The organism is Chryseobacterium sp. Bi04, assembly GCF_918698085.1.
Taxonomy (GTDB): domain Bacteria; phylum Bacteroidota; class Bacteroidia; order Flavobacteriales; family Weeksellaceae; genus Chryseobacterium.
In genome coordinates this window covers 1-19,964 of record NZ_CAKKLP010000020.1, presented here as the reverse complement: position 1 = coordinate 19,964, position 19,964 = coordinate 1, and the positions used below count along the sequence as shown (strand labels likewise).

Below are 19,964 nucleotides of genomic sequence, written 5' to 3'. Positions count from 1 at the left end.
ACAGCTCTTCAACTGGTATTTTTTTTGTTTTTTTCTTTTCCAGTCGGCCAGCTGCCTTAACACTACCGTTAAAAACGGATATTCCAGTTTGAATTTAAAAATTTGTAAATACTTCAATCTAACAGTTATAGAGATATGCTTTGGACAGTATGTATTTTGTGTATGACCATTTTAGGACTGATGTTTTTGCTGAAAAAATTTAATCAGCCCTATCTTATTGCTTATATTATCGCAGGTGTGCTATTGGGGCCCCATGCTCTCAAACTTTTTGAAAAGACTGAGGAAATAGAGGTGATCGGTGAGATAGGAATATTACTGCTGATGTTCTTTATAGGAATGGAAATTAATGTTCCCAATAAAAAGAGCCTTATCATTAAGCCGATACTGGCACAGAGTATCAAAGTAATGCTGAGCTTTTTGTTTGCCTATTTCCTGGGCGAGATACTTGAACTTGATTTTAAAAGTGTTCTGCTCATCGCAATCCTCTTTACGTTCAACAGCACAGCAGTTGTTGTGGAATTTATGAAGAGGCATGGAAAACTTCACAGCGCCTTCGGAATTATTATCCTCAATATTCTGTTATTGCAGGATCTTCTCCTGGCTCCAGTCCTGACAGCCCTGAAATTCTGGAACGGTGAAAAGTTCAACATCTTAAACTTTGTACTTCCCTTGGCTATATGTGTAGGAATTTTTTTGATATTCAGAAAAATAAGAAATCTGAGGAAAATCAGGTTTTCAAGCACCTTCCTTGAAAACGACCATGACCTGCAGGTGTTTTCGGGACTTTTCATCTGTCTTGGTTTTGGTCTTGTTGCAGAGACCGTTGGCCTGAGTGCTGCACTGGGCAGCTTTATCGCAGGGGTTCTGGTCGGAAAAATCCAGGCATTCCACTGGCTCGAACATTCCCTGCTGCCTTTTAAGGTCTTCTTCATTTCGCTGTTTTTTGTATCCATCGGTCTACGGCTGGATATTAATTATCTTTTATCCAATTACAAGCTTATCGTCATAGGTACCTTAGTGGTACTGGTAAGCAACAGCATCATGGCATCTATATTCTTCCGGATACTGAATTTCAAATGGGAGAACAGTTTTTATGGGGGTGCATTGCTTTCCCAGACGGGTGAATTTGGAATCCTGGCGCTTTCAATTGCTTACAAAACGGGTATGGTGGCATACGATCTTTATAAAGCCGGATTAGGTATTACCTGTTTATCTCTTTTGCTGTCTACCATCTGGATCAGTTGCGGTACCTCAATCAAGAATCGTAAAGCAACCCGCATTTACAAAGGAAGAAAAAATAGAGAAAAAGAGAGTGCAGATACCACTTTAAATACCACGGAAGATGAAAATTTGACAGCAATGCTAAAAAAATAAGACACTTTGGCAACTGGTATTTTTTTTGCTGTTTTTTATACACAGCTGGCCAGCTGACGTGTTATTAAATGATTGTTAAACTATTTAAAAGGAGATTACTATGAATAATCTAATGAGAAGAAACGGAAACAATAATGTAGGCTTTTCGAACATCTTTGATGATTTTTTTGGCCGTGAACTTTTTAACTGGGGCAATAACAATTACTCATCGACCAGTACTACGGTACCTTCGGTAAATATAAGGGAGAATAGCGATGCGTACGAGGTACAGGTTGCTGCACCCGGAATGGACAAGAATGATTTTCAGATCAAATTGGATGGTAACCTGCTCACAATTTCATCCATGAAGCATGACAGCACCGAAACAAAAGAAGATAATTTCACACGGAAAGAGTTCAGTTATCAGTCCTTCCAACGAAGCTTTGAGCTTCCGAAGGATGTGGTGGACCAAGATAATATAAATGCGAAATATGAAAACGGGCTGCTTATGCTAACAATTCCCAAGAAGGAGGATGCGAAGCAGAAACCACCGAGAATGATAGAAATCTCATAAAAAGAGAACAAAAATGGCTGCCACTGGCAGTCATTTTTGTTCTCAATATATAATAGCTATTTAATAAAGATAGCTAACTCTAAATTGTAGGATTGACTATCTTTATGCTTATCTACATGAATACTATACAAGTGGTAACCCCTGTAGTTTCAAAAAGCTCAGTTTGTCCCAATAACCTCGCTGGAATATTATTTTATCATTGACAATATGAAAAAAGCCACATCCTCTTAAGCCATTGGGGTCTTTCCATTCCATGATGGCCCATTCTCCGTCCTCAAATATATTTTCAACGATACAAACCATTTTTGCGGCGGAAAATTCATTTGATAACATCGTGTAGATTGCTGATTTTCCAACGATAGGATCATTTGCAACCTGATGATTAACAGCGTCATCGGTGTATAGCTCCGCTAAACCGGCAGCGTCAGATGCATTAAAAAGGTCTACCCATTTTTCTAGTATTTCTTTTGGTGTCATTCTATGATTTTTTTATCAAAAGATAACTAATTTTAGGGGCTACTCCTAGTAAAATGCAAATTTGTCGAAAAAGTTTATCTAAATTTTTTTGCTGTTATTGAAACAGAAGTGGCGGGTGTTTTTAAGGTGTTGTTTTTCAGATATATATGCATCAAAATACGATTTCTAAAATTCTGCAGTAATGAAAGTGAAATCAATTGATAAAATTTTTAATTTAGCAATAACGGAAAACTTAAAGAGCAGGCTGTAGCTATTGAAAATTGGAGAGAATTTTATTTTATCTGTCAATTGTTTGAAAACCTGGACAACTTACCTATTAATATCTGATTTCAGTATCAATCACCTGGAAATGGAATTTTCAAAAATAAAACGCAAAAAAAATGGCACATATCCTTAATAATATTTAAATGACAATCCCCCAAGAATATACTCCAGATAATATAATGACAGGTTTGTATAGCATATATGCCCGTAGGTTATTCATTGAAAAAATAGTAAAGGCAGAGGATTACATCTATATCAATGGCTTACCCATAATGGACAAGAATAAAAATCCATTGATAATCGATATAGACACTTTCAGTTGTATCAGCTATGGTTTTTTCAAAGATAAAAACGCGGTTTACGGATTAACCTACATATCAAGGAAGAATTCTGAAAAGTGCTATCTTACAGTACTAAAAGATGCAGATCCGGATAGCTTCGAACCAATCAGTATGCTCTATGCAAAAGATAAAAACCGTTATTATTATGCCGAAGATGCAAGAGTTATTGCCGAAAAAGATTTAATGCTCTTGTTAAGCTATACGACCAAATACCAGGATGAAGAATTTCCTGATTTAAAAGCCACATATACCTGGAGTTCGTATATAGCAATAGGACAAAATTTTGTTTACAACAGAGGTTTGAAATTGAAAGGTGCCGATTCCGGGACTTTTGTACAGATGAGCCAATATTATTACAAAGATAAAGACAATTTTTACGTGAAAGACGGAAGAACAGTTAAGCCCTTAAAAAATATTGATATAAAATCGTTCATTATCCTGGCAGATGACAATTATGTTATGGCTACAGATAAAAATAAACCAATGATGTGCTATGCTAACGATAGTAAGCCTGAAGAGTGGTATGATTATTACAGACCATATTTTGAGAAGCTTAGAGACGAAATCAGTGACGATTATTGGTGGTACAAACTAGAGAAAACATTAAAAAACAGATAGCGTTAAAATTAACGTTTTAGAAATATAAAAATGAGATGTTATATTAGCTTTACCGGTTATTGTATGAATTATGAACAGGCGGTATTTGTTTGAAAAGAACTATAAAAATTACTTCAAGCCGGGAACCCGGGCAGCCAGCAGCTTTTCACAAGATATTTTGAAAATACAGGAACATTAAACAAAATGAAATGACAGTTATAAAAAGAATACAATGTACGTACAGCAGCATCCTTCGGGCTAAAATCTACTTTTTTCTGAAAAAGAGCCTGTGGATCTACCTGATAAGTATAGTCCTGCTTGCGTATGTCATTCCTATAGCCTCATCGGGGATCTTTCTTTCCTCATTGATCTATTTTTCTTTTCTGTTAGTTATATTGATCCCGCTGTATCATTTTAGTGCAAAAATAATTGCGGGGAAGAATAACCTGGATGCAGATATAGAATTTAATGAACAAAGTATTATCATAAGGCATAGGAATAAGACTGCAATTGAAATAAAAGAATGGACCTGGATAAAGAAATTAGACATCACCAGCCATGGTATTTTTCTTGTTGCCGATACTCCAAACCGCTTTTTGATCTCGTTTAACAAGGACGGGCTGTCTGAAGAGGAACTGCAATTTTTCGAAAAGAAAAAGGATCATATTTAATGATTTTCAATTAAGATTTATCACCCTTTTGAATATTATACCCTCTTTTTTATAAACTAACATCGTTACATTTTCTCCGTTACGAATAAAATAGCGAGGCTCCGAGTTTGTCTGCCAATTTTGTTTCCTTTGTTTGGTTATTTCTTTCGTCCAATGATCATCATATTCATTGAGCCTAATTTCCTGCATTCCACTTGTCCATTTTGAAATATTTAGAGTGTCTATTCTTATGGCAAATTTATAATCCCAAGATGAGGCGCCTGGGACCCATGTTTGATTTTGAAATCCATTTACATTAAATAGTTCAAATTCAGCGTCATGAAAGTCGGAAAAAGATTTTATTTCTTTTTTTATTACTTTAATTCTGTCTGCTTTACTTGTATAGTCATCGCTATCCAGCGTAGTCGAATTTGAATCGTTTGATTTACAACCGCTGAATAATCCAATTATAATAATTAGGTAAAAAAATTTTTTCATTGCTTTGCTGTTAACTTACAAATATGCAAAAGTTCTGCAACTATTTATCAACTAATTAATAATCATTGACATCAAATATAATCGGATTGGGGAGACAGAGAGAACCTGCGATGAGTACCGTTTACAAGATGAGGCAGACTTAGGAGGATACTTTTGGAAAACCATCAATTGATCATGAAACGGAGCGATATAACCTGTATGTAAGCAAAGAATACTGAAGAAAATGACAGATAGTAAAACTTGATCGTTAATTGAAAATTAAAATCCCATCAAGTTTCTTGACAGGACGGTATTCAAACAATTCTTTTATGTATTGAAAATAGTTTTTATGGCTCGAGTCCAGGACCACCACATGAGCTATATGGAACGCATGTTAATTTATCATTTACAAAACATAGCCTGGTACAATCTGCACCTCCAACAATTGTTTTTAATTCTGCTTTTTTAAGCTTTTTTAAATTTTTCATATCAATAATATTTTATGTTGTATAACAAATCTCAAAAATAATTACTACATAATAATAAAAATTAACAAATTTTAACTTTCAAATACTTATTATTTTCAGTAATGCTTAATAAACAAAAATCTTTCAATTCAGCTTTATATTTTATCATTATTATTTCTTGTCCTATGTAAAGCCTCGTTAAAATGTAAATTTTTAAATTTAATGGGCAAATAAAAACAGTATGCGATATGAGAAAAGTAATTGCAGTATTTAACATGACACTTGATGGAGTTTGTGATCATACGGCAGGTATTCCCGATGAAGAAATACATAAGCATTATACTGAACTGTTAAATCAGGCAGACGTTATTTTATACGGTAGAATAACCTATCATCTTATGGAATATTGGCGTCCCTACGTAAAAAATCCCTCAGGTGAAAAATCCATGGACGACTTTGCACAGGCAATTGATAAAATTCCTAAAATCGTTTTTTCCAACAGTCTGAAAAATATAGAATGGGAAAGTGCAACCTTAGCCAGTGGAGACTTGAAAGAAGAGGTCCTAAAGCTAAAACAGCAATCAGGTAAAGATATTTTAGTAGGAAGCCGAAGCTTAATTATACAATTAATGAAACTTAATCTGATCGACGAATTTCAATTATGTGTGTACCCTGTTGTTGCCGGAAGTGGCCTGCCATTATTTGAAAATATAAATAGCAGGATTATTCTTAAGCTCTTAAAAACGAGGATCTTTAGCGGAGGTTCTGTTATATTGTACTATGAACCGGTAAGATCTGTTGATAATCTTGACGTATGATTGCTATATGAGTGCACACAGAGCTTCCAAAATATACGATAACTCGCTAATTCTTTTTTGTCCGGCCACTTCTCACCACATTTATTTGTTCATGGGTTACAACATCAAGAGCTGTAGTCATCTTTAGGATATCATCTGTATGAATGGTGGTAAAAAGTTTAGAGGTGATGTTTTCAAAAAGCTGGGTCAATTTTTGCATCAGGACCCGGCCTTCATTTGTAATTTTAATTAAGCGCGCTCTTTTATCTGTGGGATCCACTCTTTCACTGATTAACCCAGCTTTAAGCATTCTGTTTAATATATCAATAGTTGTTGTGGGTTCCAGCATAAGGCTGAAGCTTACCACGTCAGTTTTCCTCACCTCGTTTGAATCACCGATAGCATCCAGTAAGAAATACCATCCTAGCTCGATGTCTGGCATTTCTTCTTTTATAGCGATCTTAAAATAAGCCTTTACAAGGCTTGAGGTTTTTCCCAGCTGTCTGGCGAAAGCAAGCCCACAGCTTTTATCGGCGGGCTGGTCTGTCTTTTTGCGGTTCAACACATGGGTGCAAAAGCTTTCAACTGAAGGAGAGGAGGATTCCTTGCTGTATTTTTGCCATAATGTAATTAATTCAACGAGAGGGTCCATATAGTGATGCAGATAATGGTTACAATAATAAACAAATATGACTTAAATTAAAAGATGTAATTTAAATATTTAAATAACCGTTGTAAATATAACGAAATCGTTTTATATTTGATTGATAAAAATTTGATATATGAAAGATTTCTTAGTGCTGTTCCGTGAGGCGGACGGTAGAAAAGCAAACAAACACACTCAGGAAGAGATTCAGGCACACCGGGAGAATTGGGCAGAGTGGTTTGCTCAATGGACGAAGGCCGGAAATTTAGTTGGCGGCAACTCTTTGAGCCTGGAAGGGAGAATGATAAAAGGCGACGGCGATATCATTACCGATCAGATACATCAGGTAGGAACTGAAATTGTTGGCGGCTTTTTACTGCTAAAAGCAGAAAGCCTAGAACAGGCTACAGCAATAGCAGCTTCCTGTCCGATTTATGAATTTGACGGCTATGCAGAAATACGGGGGATGCAGAATCAATAACAGATCATGTGAGTTTACATTTTTTTACAAAAGAAATTTTTGTTATTAATGAACTTGTTTACACTTTTTATTTTAGCCACCAATCGAAGATTCAATGTGGTCAAAAGTTACAAAGTTTCTTGAATACTAAGTTTAGTAAGGCTTTGAAAACAAGATCACTAAAGCTCACGTGAATTTTAAAAAATCAAATATTTTTTGCTTAAATGTACTTTTTATTTTCAATCAGTTTAAAACTTAAAATAAGCTAAAGTGTTTATAGCATTTCATTCAGTTTTTGTCACTAAAATAAAAAGTTTAAACAGGCTTAATAGATAGTATCTGGAAACTATAAAGAAAGACCAAATAAATATAGCTATGTATATGAAAATAAAATCGTTAGCCGTAATTGGATTATACCTGTTTTTTACAGGCTGTATTTCCGCTCAGACCACTGCCAAAGTGCTTCAGGAAGGTCTGGCAGTATTAGGAGACTGGGAGAAGGTGACTACTTTTGAATATTCGACCAACAGGACAAATATAGACCAATGGCAAGGATATGACTTTGGGCATCTTTTACCGGAAAAAGATCTGGTCCATCTTTTTTATGATATAAAGGGTAAACGTTTTCTGCATCATACCCTGAACCATTATCCTGGCGGTTATATATTTGACACCTACAGATTGGGGCGGGACTCCACCTATTATGTATATGATGGTATAGGTAGCAGAACGGGAAAAGATCTGCTGAACCTCGGTTCCGCTTCCTTTGATAAAAGATGGAATGCCTTATTGGGTAATTTTCCCTACTTTATACTTCAGCAACTCCTCCGGCATATTAAAGATGAGCCTGCCGCTTCCGATGGAAAAAATTGGATTGTTGTAAATAAAACCTCCGGGGGAACCGAAGAATACAGGTTCGATAAAACAACTTTTCTTTTGAACAGCATCACTAGGAAAGAGGCTGGGAATACTCTTGTACAGCGTTTCGGAAATTTTGTGCCGGCTGATGGATTAATGATTGCCGGAAAAAGCAGTCTGGAACGAAATGGCAGCCTTGTTTATGCAGATTCTTTAACCTTGTTTAAATCCAATAAGGATTTAGCTGTATCGGTTTTTGATTTTCCTCCGGGATATAAGCCTGTTACCGGAAACACTGCCGAACTTTCCGTAAAAACAGTGGCTAAAGACGTTTACCTGATTGAAAATGTAGATGGAGATCGAAATATAATGTTTGTCAATATGGGCGACTATATTGTACTGACCGAAGCACCTGTATCTGTGGCGGTAACCAGATCTGTACTGGAGATTATTCATCATACACTCCCTGACATTCCGGTCAGATATGTTCACCTTTCACATTTCCATAACGACCATATTGCAGGTATCGCAGAGCTAGTAAAGGAGGGAGCTTCAGTTATTTGCGCAGAGAGTATAAAGAAACCTGTTATGGATATGCTGTCAGAAACCGATAATGCCCTTTACAGAAGTGGGAAAATAGTCTTTTCTGCATTTACTCATAAGAAGTCATTGGCTAATGGTGGGAAAAAACTGGAATTTTTAGAAATTCCCAACAGCCATGCAAAAGGAATGTCGTTTTTATATCTGCCTCAGGAAAAAATGATCTATCAGGGAGATCTGTTATCATTGCCTGCCGATTCATACCTTAGTCCGGCGATCGCTGTAACAAGAGAATTGGACAATTTTATACTGCAGAAAAAATTAAAGGTTACAACCATTATAGGACATCATGGGCTTGCGGTAATTTCTAAAAAAACTTTTGATGAGGTCATTCATATGAAAAGTAAAAAGCCGCTTTTTAGTAACACCTTTGAACATTAAGCTGAGATGAACATGGCAAAATAGTTTACTGCATTACTATTTAACATGGCAAGTCACTGAATAAGCTGAAACAAAATGAGCTATCTTTAAAATTATGAAAAACAATTTTTGGAAATTCGGTTACCATGAAATTACATATGCTTTGTAAAATCTACCGGAGATTGAAATCTTAGAAGAAGTGATAGTGGCTGAAGCAAATGTTTTACTATGTAAGTTCAGGGATAAAAGGTTTAATATCTATTTTGATTTAGAGTATGAGGCGGAACTAAAAGCTGTAGATAAAATAGAACAGGAAGAGCTAAAACACATTGAGGAATTAATTTTGGCAGAAGTTAAATAATTTATCCATTCGGCTTAAGGGACAATAAATACATTAAACGAAGTAATTTTCCAGGTTTTAAAATATGACCCAGCTTGGGTACAAATGGCGGGCAACTAAGCACAAAAAACAACTTCTGATAAACTGCTACAATAATGAGTTATTTGTAAATAGTTAAATATCAGTAAGTTGTTTTTTTATATTATGCTCTTTGTCTTAATTATTTGCCGTTGAAAATCTGACTACAACAATTACCAATCCGGCTACTTTTTATAAAACTATAACCAGGAATTTTGTACTTGAAATTTAAGTCAGTTACAAACGATTAAAAATAGAATTATGCAAAAAAGAAAATTAGGAAATAATGGATTGGAAGTTTCCGCATTAGGCTTTGGCTGTATGGGTTTAAACTTTTTGGACGGAAAAGGTCTTGATAAAAAAGAGGCCACAACATTACTGCACAATGCCGTTGAAAGAGGGGTCACTTTTTTTGATACTGCGGAAGCGTACGGGCCTTACACCAATGAAGAACTTGTTGGCCAGGCGTTGCAGCCTTATAGAAAAGATGTAGTAATTGCGACAAAATTTGGCTGTAAAGATGCAAGGCCGGCTGTAGTCTGGACAGTAGGCCCGAAACGATCAGAGCAGTAACAGAAGCATCTCTAAAAAGACTAAAAACAGATTATATAGATTTGCTTTATCAGCATAGGGTTGACCCTAATGTTCCGATAGAAGATGTTGCCGGTACGGTAAAAGACCTGATACAAGATGGTAAAGTAAAATATTTCGGTTTATCTGAAGCAAGTGCTAAAACGATCCGAAAAGCACATTCCGTTCATCCTGTATCAGCATTACAAAGCGAGTACTCTTTGTTTTGGCGAGAGCCGGAAAATGAAATCATACCTACTTTAGAAGAGTTAGGAATTGGTTTCGTTCCCTTTAGTCCTTTAGGCAAAGGTTTCCTCACAGGTATCATAAACAAAAAATTAGCAGATATAGACCGCAGAAATATTATTCCTCGTTTCAGCGAAGAAAACATAAAATCCAATATGGTTTTAGTGGATGCGCTTTCTGAGATTGCTCAACAAAAAAATATTACGGCCGGACAATTGGCATTGGCCTGGCTATTAGCTCAAAAGTCCTGGATAGCACCGATTCCCGGAACTACAAAATTACATCGTTTAGAAGAAAACATTGGCAGTACAAATGTTGTGTTAACAGCCGATGAACTGGCAAAAATTGATACAACAGTGAATGGAATTACACTTATGGGCGACCGCTATCCCGAATTTTTAGAAAAACAAATAGACAAATAAAAACTGGCAACAATGCAAAATATTAAAGGAAAAGTAGTTGCTATTACAGGTGCAAGTAGTGGAATAGGTAGAGCCATCGCCCTGGAATTGGCAAAAAACGGTGCAAAGCTTATTTTGGGTGCAAGACGAACAGAGCAATTACAGCAGCTTGTTGAAGAAATAAAAAGTAAAGGTGGCTTTGCTAATTTTACTCAAATTGATGTAAAGAATAAAGCCGATCTAGTCCGGTTGGTTAATACAGCTGTTGAGCAATACGGAAAATTAGATGTCATCGTAAACAACGCCGGTGTCAGCCAGCTAAGCCGTATTGACGAATTGGATATTGAAGGTTGGGAAGAAATGATCGACATTAACCTCAAAGGTGTTTTGTATGGGATGGCGGCTGCAGTTACCGTTTTCAAGCAACAACAATCTGGACATGTCGTCAATATTATTTCAACTTCAGGAATAAAGATTGTGCCCATGCAAGGCGTTTACGCAGGGACTAAAAATGCCATTCGAACTATTGCAGAGGCGTTTCGTCAGGAATCAAACGGAAACATACGAATTACAGGTATTTCGCCCGGAATTGTGAAAACAGATTTTGCGGACAACCTAAAAAACGAAGAAATGAAAATAACTATTCAAAAAGGAATGGAACAAATCGGCATAAACCCCATAGCCATAGCCAATGCTGTGATGTATGCAATAAGCCAACCTGACGATGTTGAAATTGGCGACATTGTTATTCGTCCGTCAAAACAAAATTGATTAAATTAGTAAACGAAAAATGCAACAACAATCTGACATCAACCATATTAAAAGTATATCGCAACTCGTTCGCTTATTGGGACTTCCTGCACCATTGCACCCACTGATTGTGCTGGTTGATTATAATAATGTTTCGATTGAAGTGTTTCCAAAAGGACAAAAAGTAAGTCTTGATTTTTACAAGATCTCCTTTAAACCTACATTCAAAGGACAGATAAAATACGGACAGGGATATTACGATTTTGAAGAAGGAGGCCTAGCATTTTTGAAGCCTAAACAAATTGTTTTTTCACCCGAAGATACAGAAAGTTATGAAGGTATAGCCTTGTATTTCCATTCGGACTTTATCCGGAATTATCCATTGGGGAAAACAATAAATCAGTATGGTTTTTTCTCTTATGATGTGTCAGAAGCCCTATTTTTATCGGCAAAAGAAAAAGAGATTATAGCCAATTTATTTGTTTCAATAGTCAATGAATTAGATAACAATATTGACAATTTCAGCCAGGATGTTTTGGTATCTCAAATAGAATTGTTGTTGAATTACAGCAATCGTTTTTACAATAGGCAATTTATTACGAGGAAAGCCGTCAATCACGATATCATTACTTCTTTGGACAAACTTCTGAACACCTATTTTGAAGGAGAAAATAGTCTGAAAAATGGCTTGCCAACAGTGAAATATATCAGTTCAGAATTAAAACTTTCACAACGCTATTTGAGTGATATGTTGCGTTCTTTCACAGGGTTAAATACACAACAATACATTCAGAGTGCAATCATAGAAAAAGCCAAAGAAAAATTATCAACAACAAATCTATCCGTTTCAGAAATTGCTTATGAACTGGGCTTTGAACATTCACAATCATTCAGCAAACTTTTCAAGATAAAGACCAATGTTTCGCCTTTGGAGTTCAGACATTCATTTAATTGAAGTAGTCATAACTCTAATTATTTTTTAGTTGTTAATTTATTGCAACTGTCAGATTAAGGATTGACTAATTCAGTTAAAAGGAAGATATTTTATTAATAAATACTTCGCGACACTACCTTTAGTTTATCTATCCAAAATTTGGCGGCGAGAGGATATTTCTTACCCCATGCTTATATCCTTTTCGTGAAAAGCCCATGACGATTTGATTTTAAAATATCTTCCGTATATCCTCGATTTGCTTATCTTTACTTTTTTATTAACCAAACAAAAGGAAGAGTGGACGAATGGTATAAGTTGAAAAATTTTATAGTAAAATAACTCGGAAAAATACTACAGCTAACAAAGGTTTGCGACAGGGGTTGAGTGCAAAATCTATTAACAGTTTCTCAATTGAACTTTAGTAATAATATCAGCTTTTGTGCCTCGGTTTGACTTTCGTCAAACTCGCATTTTCTGCCCGAACGCAAAGCCCCAAAACGTGAACAGAAATACTTACAGATCATAGAGCCATATGAAACCAAGAGAATTAATAACGACTAATATTGAAATGACATTATTTGAACCATTGACACAAATTGGTTTTACATTTTCAAAAAGCACTTTGATATTTAAGAGAAAAATAAACGGTTTTGTTCAGACTATCAATTTTCAACTAAATAGATATAATCAAGAGTATGTATGTGCAGAATTTTGGACATCATTTGGAGTGTCTTCAAACGTATATTCGAAATGGCATAAGGAAGAATTTTGTGAAAAACCAATAAATGACAGTTTAGGTGGAGCAATGGATTGGAATATTAAAGGTTGGGAATTCCCAATCATTGATAACAAAAGAGAATTGCATTTTCAAATTATAGACGAAAATGAAAGAGAAAATGTTATGACAGTGCTAAAAAAAAACTTTTTAAATATTGGAATACCTTATTTGGATAGACTTTCAAATTGGGAAAATGCAGCCAATGAAATTGTTGAAAGTGAATGTTCTCATTATAAAGCTTGTGACTTTTTTTTAATTGCAGGCCTTAGAGATAAAGCATTATGGGCTTTGGAACAGGGACTTGATTGTTGGGAAAGAAAGCCAAAAGGATCATTTCCAGAAGACAGAGATAAAATTAAAATAAGATTGAAAAAGTACTTTGGAAAATAGTGCTTCTGCTCACACACACACTAACAAACAAAACATAAGAAAATCTTTAGAAAAAAAGCTAAAAATATATTATTTTAAAACTTACTGGAAAGACGGTTGGACTGAAGATAACCAAAGGCAATAAATGTTGCTGACTTGAGTAAAGATATCCTTTCCATTTTTTAATCTTAAGAAGGTTGTTTCCATCGTATTACTGAAATGATCTTGACTTTACAAAAACATTGTATAGCTTATTTAGAAATAAAAAAAAGGGATTCGGAAATTATTGTCGCTAAACCAAAAAAATCCTATCCCTTGTACAAAGTAAGAATTAGAAATGTACCTTATATTCCCATCGGAAAACGAGGCTTTAAATCAAAATTTCCTGTTTGTGAGATTATTAACTGTATTTTATATAAACTTAAAACAGGTCTTCAATGGAATCTTTTGCCTGTATTGCAGTTATTTAGCAACGATGTTCTTCATTATAAAAGGGTCTTTGGCTATTATCTAAATGGTGTAAAGCCAGAATATGGGAAGCTTGCTGGAGTGGTATTGTGCAAAAGAATAAATCAAAAATTGATTTATCTAGCGGAGATACAGATGGTAGCCATACATTAGCCTTAAAGGGAGGTTAAGCGGTTGGTTATCAGGGGTCGGAAAAAGCGTAAAACAACTAATGCTATATATTTAGAAATGGACTACCCTTAGCCATGTTGATGCTGTCTGTGGGAATCACAATGACCTGTTTAATATTGAAAAAGCATTTTACAGAAATAACAGTCTTACCTGCATCAGGCATTTCATGGGATGGACTTTTCCTGAACTTTGATGCCGGATTTGATGCTGAAAATCTACGTTCAAAAACATTAGAACTGAGATTAATAGCAAATATTGCTCATAATAAAAGAAACTCCGATACAGATAACGATCATTGCTTCAATGGGCAATTGTACAAAAAACGATATGCAATAGAAAGAACAAATGCTTATCTGATAGCTTCAGATCGATACTAAACAGATTTGATACCACAATAACAAGTTGGATAGGATTCAATTATGTAGCTTTTATAGTTATTGCTTTTTGAAAATTTGAAAAAGGAAAGTCGAAAATGACTTCATTGACTAATTCACTGTACCTGTATATCAATTTCCGGAAAGTACACCATGTTTTGATACTTGACAGTACTGGAATGTTTAGGATTTTTCAATCCCTGTACCGAGATGGCGATTTCATTTTGTAGCCTATTTATTTTTGTTTAATTTGTTAACAGTGTAATATAACGCATCAAACTTTCCAATTTTTCAAAAAATATAGGTTATTGTATTCATCTCACAGCCGGTAAATGGGCTGCGTTCCAAATTATTCTAAAAATGGGGAACAGGAAACGATGAATTCAAAATACTATACTTTCTTCAGCATCAGCGGCTTTAAAAAATTATCTTCTTAAATTTCCAAAATTTAAAAAAAACAACGTTCAGAATTATAAATTGGAACGTAGTATTGTGAGTAAATAGTTTATTTTCAATTAGTTAAACTGTATTAATGTATAAGTTCGCATTTATCCTGCGGAACATTCTAAGCCTTTCCTAAGCCTAATTTTGCATCATAAATATTTTATTATGAATGTAGAAAAATTAAAAACAGGTATCGCAGACACAAGAGTCAAATTATGATTAGGAAAAGTAATTTTCACAAATTTGTTCGAAGAAAAATGTAGCTGTTCTGATTAGCTGCCCTATTAGAATCTTTCGGAGCAGGCGGATAAATTAACTGAAATCAATATCAGTTTGGTACATATGAAATACTTTGTATTAAAATTTTTCACTCATCAAAATTCGTTTCGGACCCATATACATCAATAGAAAGCCTTATAAAAATAAGCCATTATTATTTAAAAAAATAAAAAAATGAAAGCATTTCTGATTTTTTCGATATTGTTGCACAATAATCTTCAAGCAAACATTACAACATCAATTGCCAAAGAATATTTGAATTATTCTATTATAAAAGACGATAGAACCATTGGCAATATCCGTGTGGAACGTTCTTTAAAAGACGATATCACCGAATACCTTTTTGAATCCCGAGCTAAAGTAAAAATAATTTACAGTATTGAAATTTACGACAAAATGGATGTCACTTTTAAACAGAATATTCTACAGCAGGCCAAACTTTACCGAACAATGAACGGAAAACTAAAAGTGAACAACACCGCTACCTGGAACGGAAGTTTTTACAATCTTTCGGATAAAGATGGAGCTAATGGCTCTCTAAAACAGTCCATTTTCAGCTCTACTGCAAGTTTATATTTTAATGAGCCTCAAAATATAAAATCTGTTTTTTCGGAGAAATTTCAAAAAATGATTCCTATTCAGAAGATTAATTCCAAAAAATACAGGATCAGTCTGCCGAACGGAAACACTACTACTTACACCTACAGCAATGGAATCTGTACCCTGGTTGAAGCCAATACGGATTTTGCAAACCTTAAATTTGTTCTTGATACAAACTCTGATAAAATCCATTAAAAGTATAGTGCTCCCCAATAATAGGACAATACAATAGGTTGCTGCTTATTTGCCAATATATCTAAAGAAGTGTTTATTAATGGTGGTTTAAGCAGATCGAGGTGTACAAAAGTGGTACAGGATTAAGATGCTGCAACATCTTTTTTTTCTACATTTTCGCAAGAATTTCGTCTTTGCAAACACCTATGAATAAAGGGTTTTATCGATTTCATAGTTAAAATAAAAATAGCATTTGTACTACTTTTGTACACCTGCAATCTTATAAATTGCTGTAAATTAAATAATTGACAATTCCCGAAAGCATCAGTAATAATTGATACATTTCGCCTGTATACCTCAATTTTTATCTATTTTTAAGACGAAAACAATTTACAATTTTAACAAGAAAAGCTCAAATTTTCTATTAAAATGTTTTAATCAATCTACTTATTAATTCTCTGTTGTATTTACTAACTCCAGAATCTTTTGATAGATTTGACCATTTACAAAGTGCAGAACTTGTTTGCTCAATAACATTCTCTATGAATTCTTTTGATAGTTTGGCTTCCCTTCCTAATTTATTCAGATGTTTGACGGTAATATTTCGTCCTTCTCCCATTACCATAGTGCTTTGTTCGCCACCTGGTCCAGATGAGAAAGTAAGGTCGTAAGCGGGTGATAATTTCCATTCACCAAATTCATTCATCAAAAACGAAAAATTCTTAGCATGGTCGTCTTTATTGTGTGCCATAACATTGAAAACTGCCAACCGAAACATTTTTTCTACCTCTCTAATATCTTTGGTTAAAACAGCTGTCAATGATAGTAAATCTTCATAATCAAGAGATGGAAACCTAAAATTGCTGTGAACGAATCCACTCACCGTATGCATATGGAGACGCTGATTTGCTTCTCTATCAAAACGCTTTACGGCAAAATAGCCATTCCCTTTCTGTGAAGGAAACAAATGAACTTCAGGCATTTTAATTCCTGCATCTACAGCCATTAAAGCGTAAACGTATTCTATTGATCCAGCATCTTTTCCATCTAATGAGTTTGGAAATTTTACCATCCAAGGTTCAAAATTATCGCTTAACAAATTCGCTCCGTATGATATATTTTTTCTCTCTGCATCAACACCAATCAATGCTTTTGGCCGTGCTCCAGCAGAGGATCCGTTCAAAGCCAAAAGTTCTGCGATCACTTCTTCTGAATCACCTTGCAAAACGTTTTCTGTTTGAGTAGCCAAAACGTCCAAATCAATCATCTTATTACTACTATCTGGACTCTGATCCGGCTCATAAATCAATGCGCCCATACCGTGCAATCCAACGTACGCTAAACGGTCAAGTGGTGAAATGTCAGATGAAGAAATTCCTTCCGAGCGAAGCATACGATCAAAGAGCAATCTTCCCCAACCGTCGGGCAAGCTATCATTGAAAACACCAGCCAAACCTTCAAATGGATCTCTTGGAAGCTCTATCACGTCTCGTTGCAAAGGAAGTTTTATAGGTGAAATTTCTATATTGGTTTGCAGGAATTCTTCATCGTATTGAAAATAGATAATACCATCACGAATTGCCAGACGACCAACGGGTTGAATTCCAGAACCAAAATTCAATCCTACTTTTATTTCTTTGATGGATGTTTTCATTTTCTGCTTCCTCTTTTTTTAATGGGCTTTTCCACTGATTTTAGTACATCATCAATAGATTTAAAACTCTGTTCCTTCGGTTTTAAAATATCAACCATTTCTTCTAAACCACCAACAACTGAAAGCAATTTTAAAAATGAATCCAATGAGATCAAGCCTTTCTGCTCAAATTTCCTCAGAGTTGGTAAAGGAACGCCTGATCTTTCAGCCAATCCTTCCTGTGTTAGATTCATTTGCAATCGTCTTTCCCGGATATTATCAACCAGTTTTTTTTGAACTTTAGACAAAGAAATAAATAACATAATAGTAGTATTTATTATAATTAATTAGCAATAAATAATATTATTGTATTACAAATATAAGGGATTATTACAAGATATGTAGAACACATGGTCAAATTAACCACCTAATTACACTGCAAAATTTAAGAAATACTGTTTTATAATTAGATTGTTTTTAAATATTTAATTAAATAATCAATTCAAAAAAGTTTAACCAGTTGAATACGGATTTGATCTGATTGTTGAAAAAAGTTAAACAAATTTATAATTACTCTGAAACAGCTTATATTGCATAATGGTTTTGAATATATTGTATATAATGTCTGTATGTTTTAAAAATCCTGCCGTAAAGCCTATATATGTTTATAAGTCACTGCTTGATAGTTAACTAAAAGACAGAAAAAGAAATCAAAGAAAAGCTAATTTATTTCCCGATACAAAACTTCGAGAAGATATTTCCCAGTATTTCGTCGTTTGTGACTTCACCTGATATCGTCCCAAGATGTTCCAGGGCGTTTCTCAGCTCATACGCTAAAAGTTCTGTAGAAATCTGAACAGAAATGGCCTCTTTTACCTGATGTACAGCATCCAGTGATTTGTGTAAAGCCTCAAAGTGACGCTGGTTGGTAATAACCACATTGCTTTCTTCAGTTTTTAAATGCTCAACATAAGAGGATAATTCATTTTTAAGATCCTGAATATTTTGATTTTCAACAGCGGAAATTTTTATGAAATCAAATTCATGGGTAAACGCATTTCTGAAGATATCTTCTATAGCTTCATATTTTGTAGGAATTACTTCATCAATTTTTGTAGCACAGATAATAAGTTTAAGATCGTCTCTCAATAATGAGGTGATCATTTCAATATCCTCTGAATAATCTTCAGTAGCAGCATCTGCAAGATAGACCAGGATATTGGCATTTTCAACTTTCTCTTTGGCTTTTTTTACCCCGATCGCTTCTATTTCATCTACGGTTTCACGAAGTCCGGCAGTATCAATTAATCTGAAGGCGTGTCCCTTGATGTGGAGTACTTCCTCAATGGTATCTCTGGTTGTTCCTGCAATATTGCTTACAATGGCTCTTTCTTCTTTTAATAGAGCATTAAGAAGGGTAGATTTTCCGGCATTGGGTTTTCCGATAATGGCAACAGCAGTTCCGTTTTTGATGGCATTTCCATACTGGAAGCTTTCGATAAGAGAAGTAAGTTTCAGTTCGATTTTATCCAGCAGTCCACTTAATGCGGTTCTGTCAGCAAATTCCACATCTTCTTCAGCAAAGTCAAGTTCCAGTTCAATAAGAGAAACAAAATTCAGAAGATCAGTTCTTAAGAATGATATTTCGTTGGTAATTCCCCCTTTCAGCTGGCTAATGGCAACCTTTCTGGAAGCTTCGTTTTCTGAAGCAATAACATCTGCAATCGCTTCTGCCTGAGATAGGTCAATCCTTCCATTAATAAAGGCACGAAGGGTAAATTCTCCTGCCTTAGCCATTCTTGCTCCATTTTTAATCAGGGTTTCAAGAATACGTTTTCCAATATGTGGGGAACCGTGAAAGGCAATTTCTACAGAATTTTCTGTAGTGAAACTTTTTGGTGCCAGAAAAATAGAGAGCATCACTTCATCAATAGATTCCTCACCATCCATAAAATATCCATAATGAATGGTATGAGATTTCTGCTTTTCCAGTTTTTTACCCGGAAAACTTTTCTGAACTATTGGTAATGCTTCATTTCCCGAAACTCTGATAATGCCTAAAGCGCCTATTCCATTGGCTGTCGCCAGTGCACAAATGGTATCGTTATTCATGCTGCAAATTTAAGCTTTTTACTGCAGATTTTTAACAGATTCTATGATACACATTATCTATTATCTTCTTGGGTTTGAAAAGACATTCTGTAGCTGTAAGTAAAGAGGGAAGATATTATGAGAAATGTCATTTTATTATTTATGATATTGTTATTGAAAATTTAAATAATAAAGAAATGTTTAATGAATGTGTGTAAGTGATTATTGTTTTTAATTTGTTGTTTTTTAATAATTTATATGGTTTTTTAATCTCTTTTTGTTGAATTATTTCTTTGCGGAATTATAAATTTCATCACAGAAATATAATAAATCTGTCTCTTAT

The 19,964-nt window shown here is 34.7% G+C and carries 21 protein-coding genes and 1 pseudogene; 15 read left to right on the top strand and 7 right to left on the bottom strand.

All coding sequences use genetic code 11. The features are described from left to right. Window positions 1-135: 135 nt before the first annotated feature. Together LQV47_RS21275 and LQV47_RS21270 are read left to right on the top strand one after the other, a co-directional pair. On the top strand, window positions 136-1,374 hold the full coding sequence (locus LQV47_RS21275; protein ID WP_230041133.1) for a cation:proton antiporter: 1,239 nt from the start codon (window positions 136-138) through the stop codon (window positions 1,372-1,374). Window positions 1,375-1,474: 100 nt separating this feature from the next. Beyond that, window positions 1,475-1,927 (top strand): Hsp20/alpha crystallin family protein, encoded by a 453-nt coding sequence (locus tag LQV47_RS21270; RefSeq protein ID WP_230041132.1) that lies wholly within the window; start codon window positions 1,475-1,477, stop codon window positions 1,925-1,927. A gap of 123 nt (window positions 1,928-2,050) precedes the next feature. Here the strand turns inward: LQV47_RS21270 and LQV47_RS21265 are convergent, their stop codons facing one another. Further along, window positions 2,051-2,404 carry a nuclear transport factor 2 family protein gene (locus tag LQV47_RS21265; protein WP_230041131.1) on the bottom strand — a complete coding sequence of 118 codons (354 nt, stop codon included), beginning with the start codon at window positions 2,402-2,404 and terminating at the stop codon, window positions 2,051-2,053. Window positions 2,405-2,811: 407 nt separating this feature from the next. Between LQV47_RS21265 and LQV47_RS21260 the strand changes: the two genes are divergently transcribed. Further along, entirely contained in the window at window positions 2,812-3,627 is an 816-nt protein-coding gene (locus LQV47_RS21260; protein ID WP_230041130.1) for a DKNYY domain-containing protein, read from the top strand. Window positions 3,628-3,815: 188 nt separating this feature from the next. Next, window positions 3,816-4,277 carry a hypothetical protein gene (locus LQV47_RS21255; RefSeq protein WP_230041129.1) on the top strand — a complete coding sequence of 154 codons (462 nt, stop codon included), beginning with the start codon at window positions 3,816-3,818 and terminating at the stop codon, window positions 4,275-4,277. A 6-nt stretch (window positions 4,278-4,283) separates the two neighbouring features. Here the strand turns inward: LQV47_RS21255 and LQV47_RS21250 are convergent, their stop codons facing one another. Together LQV47_RS21250 and LQV47_RS21245 are read right to left on the bottom strand one after the other, a co-directional pair. Further along, window positions 4,284-4,754 carry a hypothetical protein gene (locus LQV47_RS21250; RefSeq protein WP_230041128.1) on the bottom strand — a complete coding sequence of 157 codons (471 nt, stop codon included), beginning with the start codon at window positions 4,752-4,754 and terminating at the stop codon, window positions 4,284-4,286. Between the two features lie 326 nt (window positions 4,755-5,080). Then, window positions 5,081-5,221, bottom strand: coding sequence for a hypothetical protein (locus tag LQV47_RS21245; RefSeq protein WP_230041127.1), 141 nt, complete (start codon window positions 5,219-5,221; stop codon window positions 5,081-5,083). A 227-nt stretch (window positions 5,222-5,448) separates the two neighbouring features. Here LQV47_RS21245 and LQV47_RS21240 point away from each other — a divergent pair, with 227 nt between their 5' ends. Next, a complete protein-coding gene (locus tag LQV47_RS21240; RefSeq protein ID WP_230041126.1) occupies window positions 5,449-6,018 on the top strand; it encodes a dihydrofolate reductase family protein in 570 nt (189 codons plus the stop codon). A gap of 46 nt (window positions 6,019-6,064) precedes the next feature. On the opposite strand, the gene LQV47_RS21235 is transcribed toward LQV47_RS21240, so the two are convergent. Then, complete coding sequence (locus tag LQV47_RS21235) at window positions 6,065-6,649, bottom strand: winged helix DNA-binding protein (RefSeq protein ID WP_230041125.1); 585 nt, start codon at window positions 6,647-6,649, stop codon at window positions 6,065-6,067. A 130-nt stretch (window positions 6,650-6,779) separates the two neighbouring features. Here LQV47_RS21235 and LQV47_RS21230 point away from each other — a divergent pair, with 130 nt between their 5' ends. From LQV47_RS21230 to LQV47_RS21190, 10 genes and pseudogenes are all read left to right on the top strand, one after another. Next, a complete protein-coding gene (locus tag LQV47_RS21230) occupies window positions 6,780-7,124 on the top strand; it encodes a YciI family protein (protein ID WP_230041124.1) in 345 nt (114 codons plus the stop codon). A gap of 360 nt (window positions 7,125-7,484) precedes the next feature. Further along, entirely contained in the window at window positions 7,485-8,942 is a 1,458-nt protein-coding gene (locus LQV47_RS21225; RefSeq protein ID WP_230041123.1) for an MBL fold metallo-hydrolase, read from the top strand. Window positions 8,943-9,120: 178 nt separating this feature from the next. Then, window positions 9,121-9,282, top strand: coding sequence for a hypothetical protein (locus LQV47_RS21220; RefSeq protein WP_230041122.1), 162 nt, complete (start codon window positions 9,121-9,123; stop codon window positions 9,280-9,282). 318 nt (window positions 9,283-9,600) lie between these two features. Continuing rightward, window positions 9,601-9,912, top strand: a complete 312-nt coding sequence (locus tag LQV47_RS22635; RefSeq protein WP_354961405.1) for an aldo/keto reductase — start codon at window positions 9,601-9,603, stop codon at window positions 9,910-9,912. After that, window positions 9,879-10,577 carry an aldo/keto reductase gene (locus tag LQV47_RS21215; protein WP_354961419.1) on the top strand — a complete coding sequence of 233 codons (699 nt, stop codon included), beginning with the start codon at window positions 9,879-9,881 and terminating at the stop codon, window positions 10,575-10,577. Before LQV47_RS22635 ends, LQV47_RS21215 begins: the two co-directional genes overlap by 34 nt. 12 nt (window positions 10,578-10,589) lie before the next feature. Next, window positions 10,590-11,327, top strand: coding sequence for an SDR family oxidoreductase (locus tag LQV47_RS21210; RefSeq protein WP_230041121.1), 738 nt, complete (start codon window positions 10,590-10,592; stop codon window positions 11,325-11,327). 19 nt (window positions 11,328-11,346) lie between these two features. Next, complete coding sequence (locus LQV47_RS21205; RefSeq protein WP_230041120.1) at window positions 11,347-12,261, top strand: helix-turn-helix transcriptional regulator; 915 nt, start codon at window positions 11,347-11,349, stop codon at window positions 12,259-12,261. Window positions 12,262-12,772: 511 nt separating this feature from the next. Beyond that, the gene (locus tag LQV47_RS21200) at window positions 12,773-13,408 is read left to right on the top strand and encodes a DUF4304 domain-containing protein (protein WP_230041119.1); all 636 of its coding nucleotides are present in this window, start codon (window positions 12,773-12,775) and stop codon (window positions 13,406-13,408) included. Between the two features lie 261 nt (window positions 13,409-13,669). Beyond that, a pseudogene (locus LQV47_RS21195) lies at window positions 13,670-14,474 on the top strand (IS5 family transposase). Between the two features lie 823 nt (window positions 14,475-15,297). Further along, window positions 15,298-15,918 carry a DUF6134 family protein gene (locus LQV47_RS21190; protein ID WP_230041118.1) on the top strand — a complete coding sequence of 207 codons (621 nt, stop codon included), beginning with the start codon at window positions 15,298-15,300 and terminating at the stop codon, window positions 15,916-15,918. Between the two features lie 403 nt (window positions 15,919-16,321). Here the strand turns inward: LQV47_RS21190 and LQV47_RS21185 are convergent, their stop codons facing one another. The 3 genes from LQV47_RS21185 to mnmE form a co-directional block, all read right to left on the bottom strand. Continuing rightward, window positions 16,322-17,551: a type II toxin-antitoxin system HipA family toxin gene (locus tag LQV47_RS21185; RefSeq protein WP_230041117.1), complete on the bottom strand. Its 1,230-nt coding sequence runs from the start codon at window positions 17,549-17,551 to the stop codon at window positions 16,322-16,324. Continuing rightward, on the bottom strand, window positions 17,548-17,853 hold the full coding sequence (locus LQV47_RS21180; protein ID WP_230041116.1) for a helix-turn-helix transcriptional regulator: 306 nt from the start codon (window positions 17,851-17,853) through the stop codon (window positions 17,548-17,550). The genes LQV47_RS21185 and LQV47_RS21180 overlap by 4 nt, the downstream gene beginning before the upstream one ends. Before the next feature lie 403 nt (window positions 17,854-18,256). Continuing rightward, window positions 18,257-19,642 carry a tRNA uridine-5-carboxymethylaminomethyl(34) synthesis GTPase MnmE gene (mnmE, locus tag LQV47_RS21175; RefSeq protein WP_230041115.1) on the bottom strand — a complete coding sequence of 462 codons (1,386 nt, stop codon included), beginning with the start codon at window positions 19,640-19,642 and terminating at the stop codon, window positions 18,257-18,259. Window positions 19,643-19,964 lie beyond the last annotated feature (322 nt).

Coding starts and splice junctions, on each gene's coding strand:
- LQV47_RS21275 (WP_230041133.1), top strand. CDS start 136: ATGCTTTGGACAGTATGTATTTTGTGTATGACCATTTTAGGACTGATG.
- LQV47_RS21270 (WP_230041132.1), top strand. CDS start 1,475: ATGAATAATCTAATGAGAAGAAACGGAAACAATAATGTAGGCTTTTCG.
- LQV47_RS21265 (WP_230041131.1), bottom strand. CDS start 2,404: ATGACACCAAAAGAAATACTAGAAAAATGGGTAGACCTTTTTAATGCA.
- LQV47_RS21260 (WP_230041130.1), top strand. CDS start 2,812: ATGACAATCCCCCAAGAATATACTCCAGATAATATAATGACAGGTTTG.
- LQV47_RS21255 (WP_230041129.1), top strand. CDS start 3,816: ATGACAGTTATAAAAAGAATACAATGTACGTACAGCAGCATCCTTCGG.
- LQV47_RS21250 (WP_230041128.1), bottom strand. CDS start 4,754: ATGAAAAAATTTTTTTACCTAATTATTATAATTGGATTATTCAGCGGT.
- LQV47_RS21245 (WP_230041127.1), bottom strand. CDS start 5,221: ATGAAAAATTTAAAAAAGCTTAAAAAAGCAGAATTAAAAACAATTGTT.
- LQV47_RS21240 (WP_230041126.1), top strand. CDS start 5,449: ATGAGAAAAGTAATTGCAGTATTTAACATGACACTTGATGGAGTTTGT.
- LQV47_RS21235 (WP_230041125.1), bottom strand. CDS start 6,649: ATGGACCCTCTCGTTGAATTAATTACATTATGGCAAAAATACAGCAAG.
- LQV47_RS21230 (WP_230041124.1), top strand. CDS start 6,780: ATGAAAGATTTCTTAGTGCTGTTCCGTGAGGCGGACGGTAGAAAAGCA.
- LQV47_RS21225 (WP_230041123.1), top strand. CDS start 7,485: ATGAAAATAAAATCGTTAGCCGTAATTGGATTATACCTGTTTTTTACA.
- LQV47_RS22635 (WP_354961405.1), top strand. CDS start 9,601: ATGCAAAAAAGAAAATTAGGAAATAATGGATTGGAAGTTTCCGCATTA.
- LQV47_RS21210 (WP_230041121.1), top strand. CDS start 10,590: ATGCAAAATATTAAAGGAAAAGTAGTTGCTATTACAGGTGCAAGTAGT.
- LQV47_RS21205 (WP_230041120.1), top strand. CDS start 11,347: ATGCAACAACAATCTGACATCAACCATATTAAAAGTATATCGCAACTC.
- LQV47_RS21200 (WP_230041119.1), top strand. CDS start 12,773: ATGAAACCAAGAGAATTAATAACGACTAATATTGAAATGACATTATTT.
- LQV47_RS21190 (WP_230041118.1), top strand. CDS start 15,298: ATGAAAGCATTTCTGATTTTTTCGATATTGTTGCACAATAATCTTCAA.
- LQV47_RS21185 (WP_230041117.1), bottom strand. CDS start 17,551: ATGAAAACATCCATCAAAGAAATAAAAGTAGGATTGAATTTTGGTTCT.
- LQV47_RS21180 (WP_230041116.1), bottom strand. CDS start 17,853: ATGTTATTTATTTCTTTGTCTAAAGTTCAAAAAAAACTGGTTGATAAT.
- mnmE (WP_230041115.1), bottom strand. CDS start 19,642: ATGAATAACGATACCATTTGTGCACTGGCGACAGCCAATGGAATAGGC.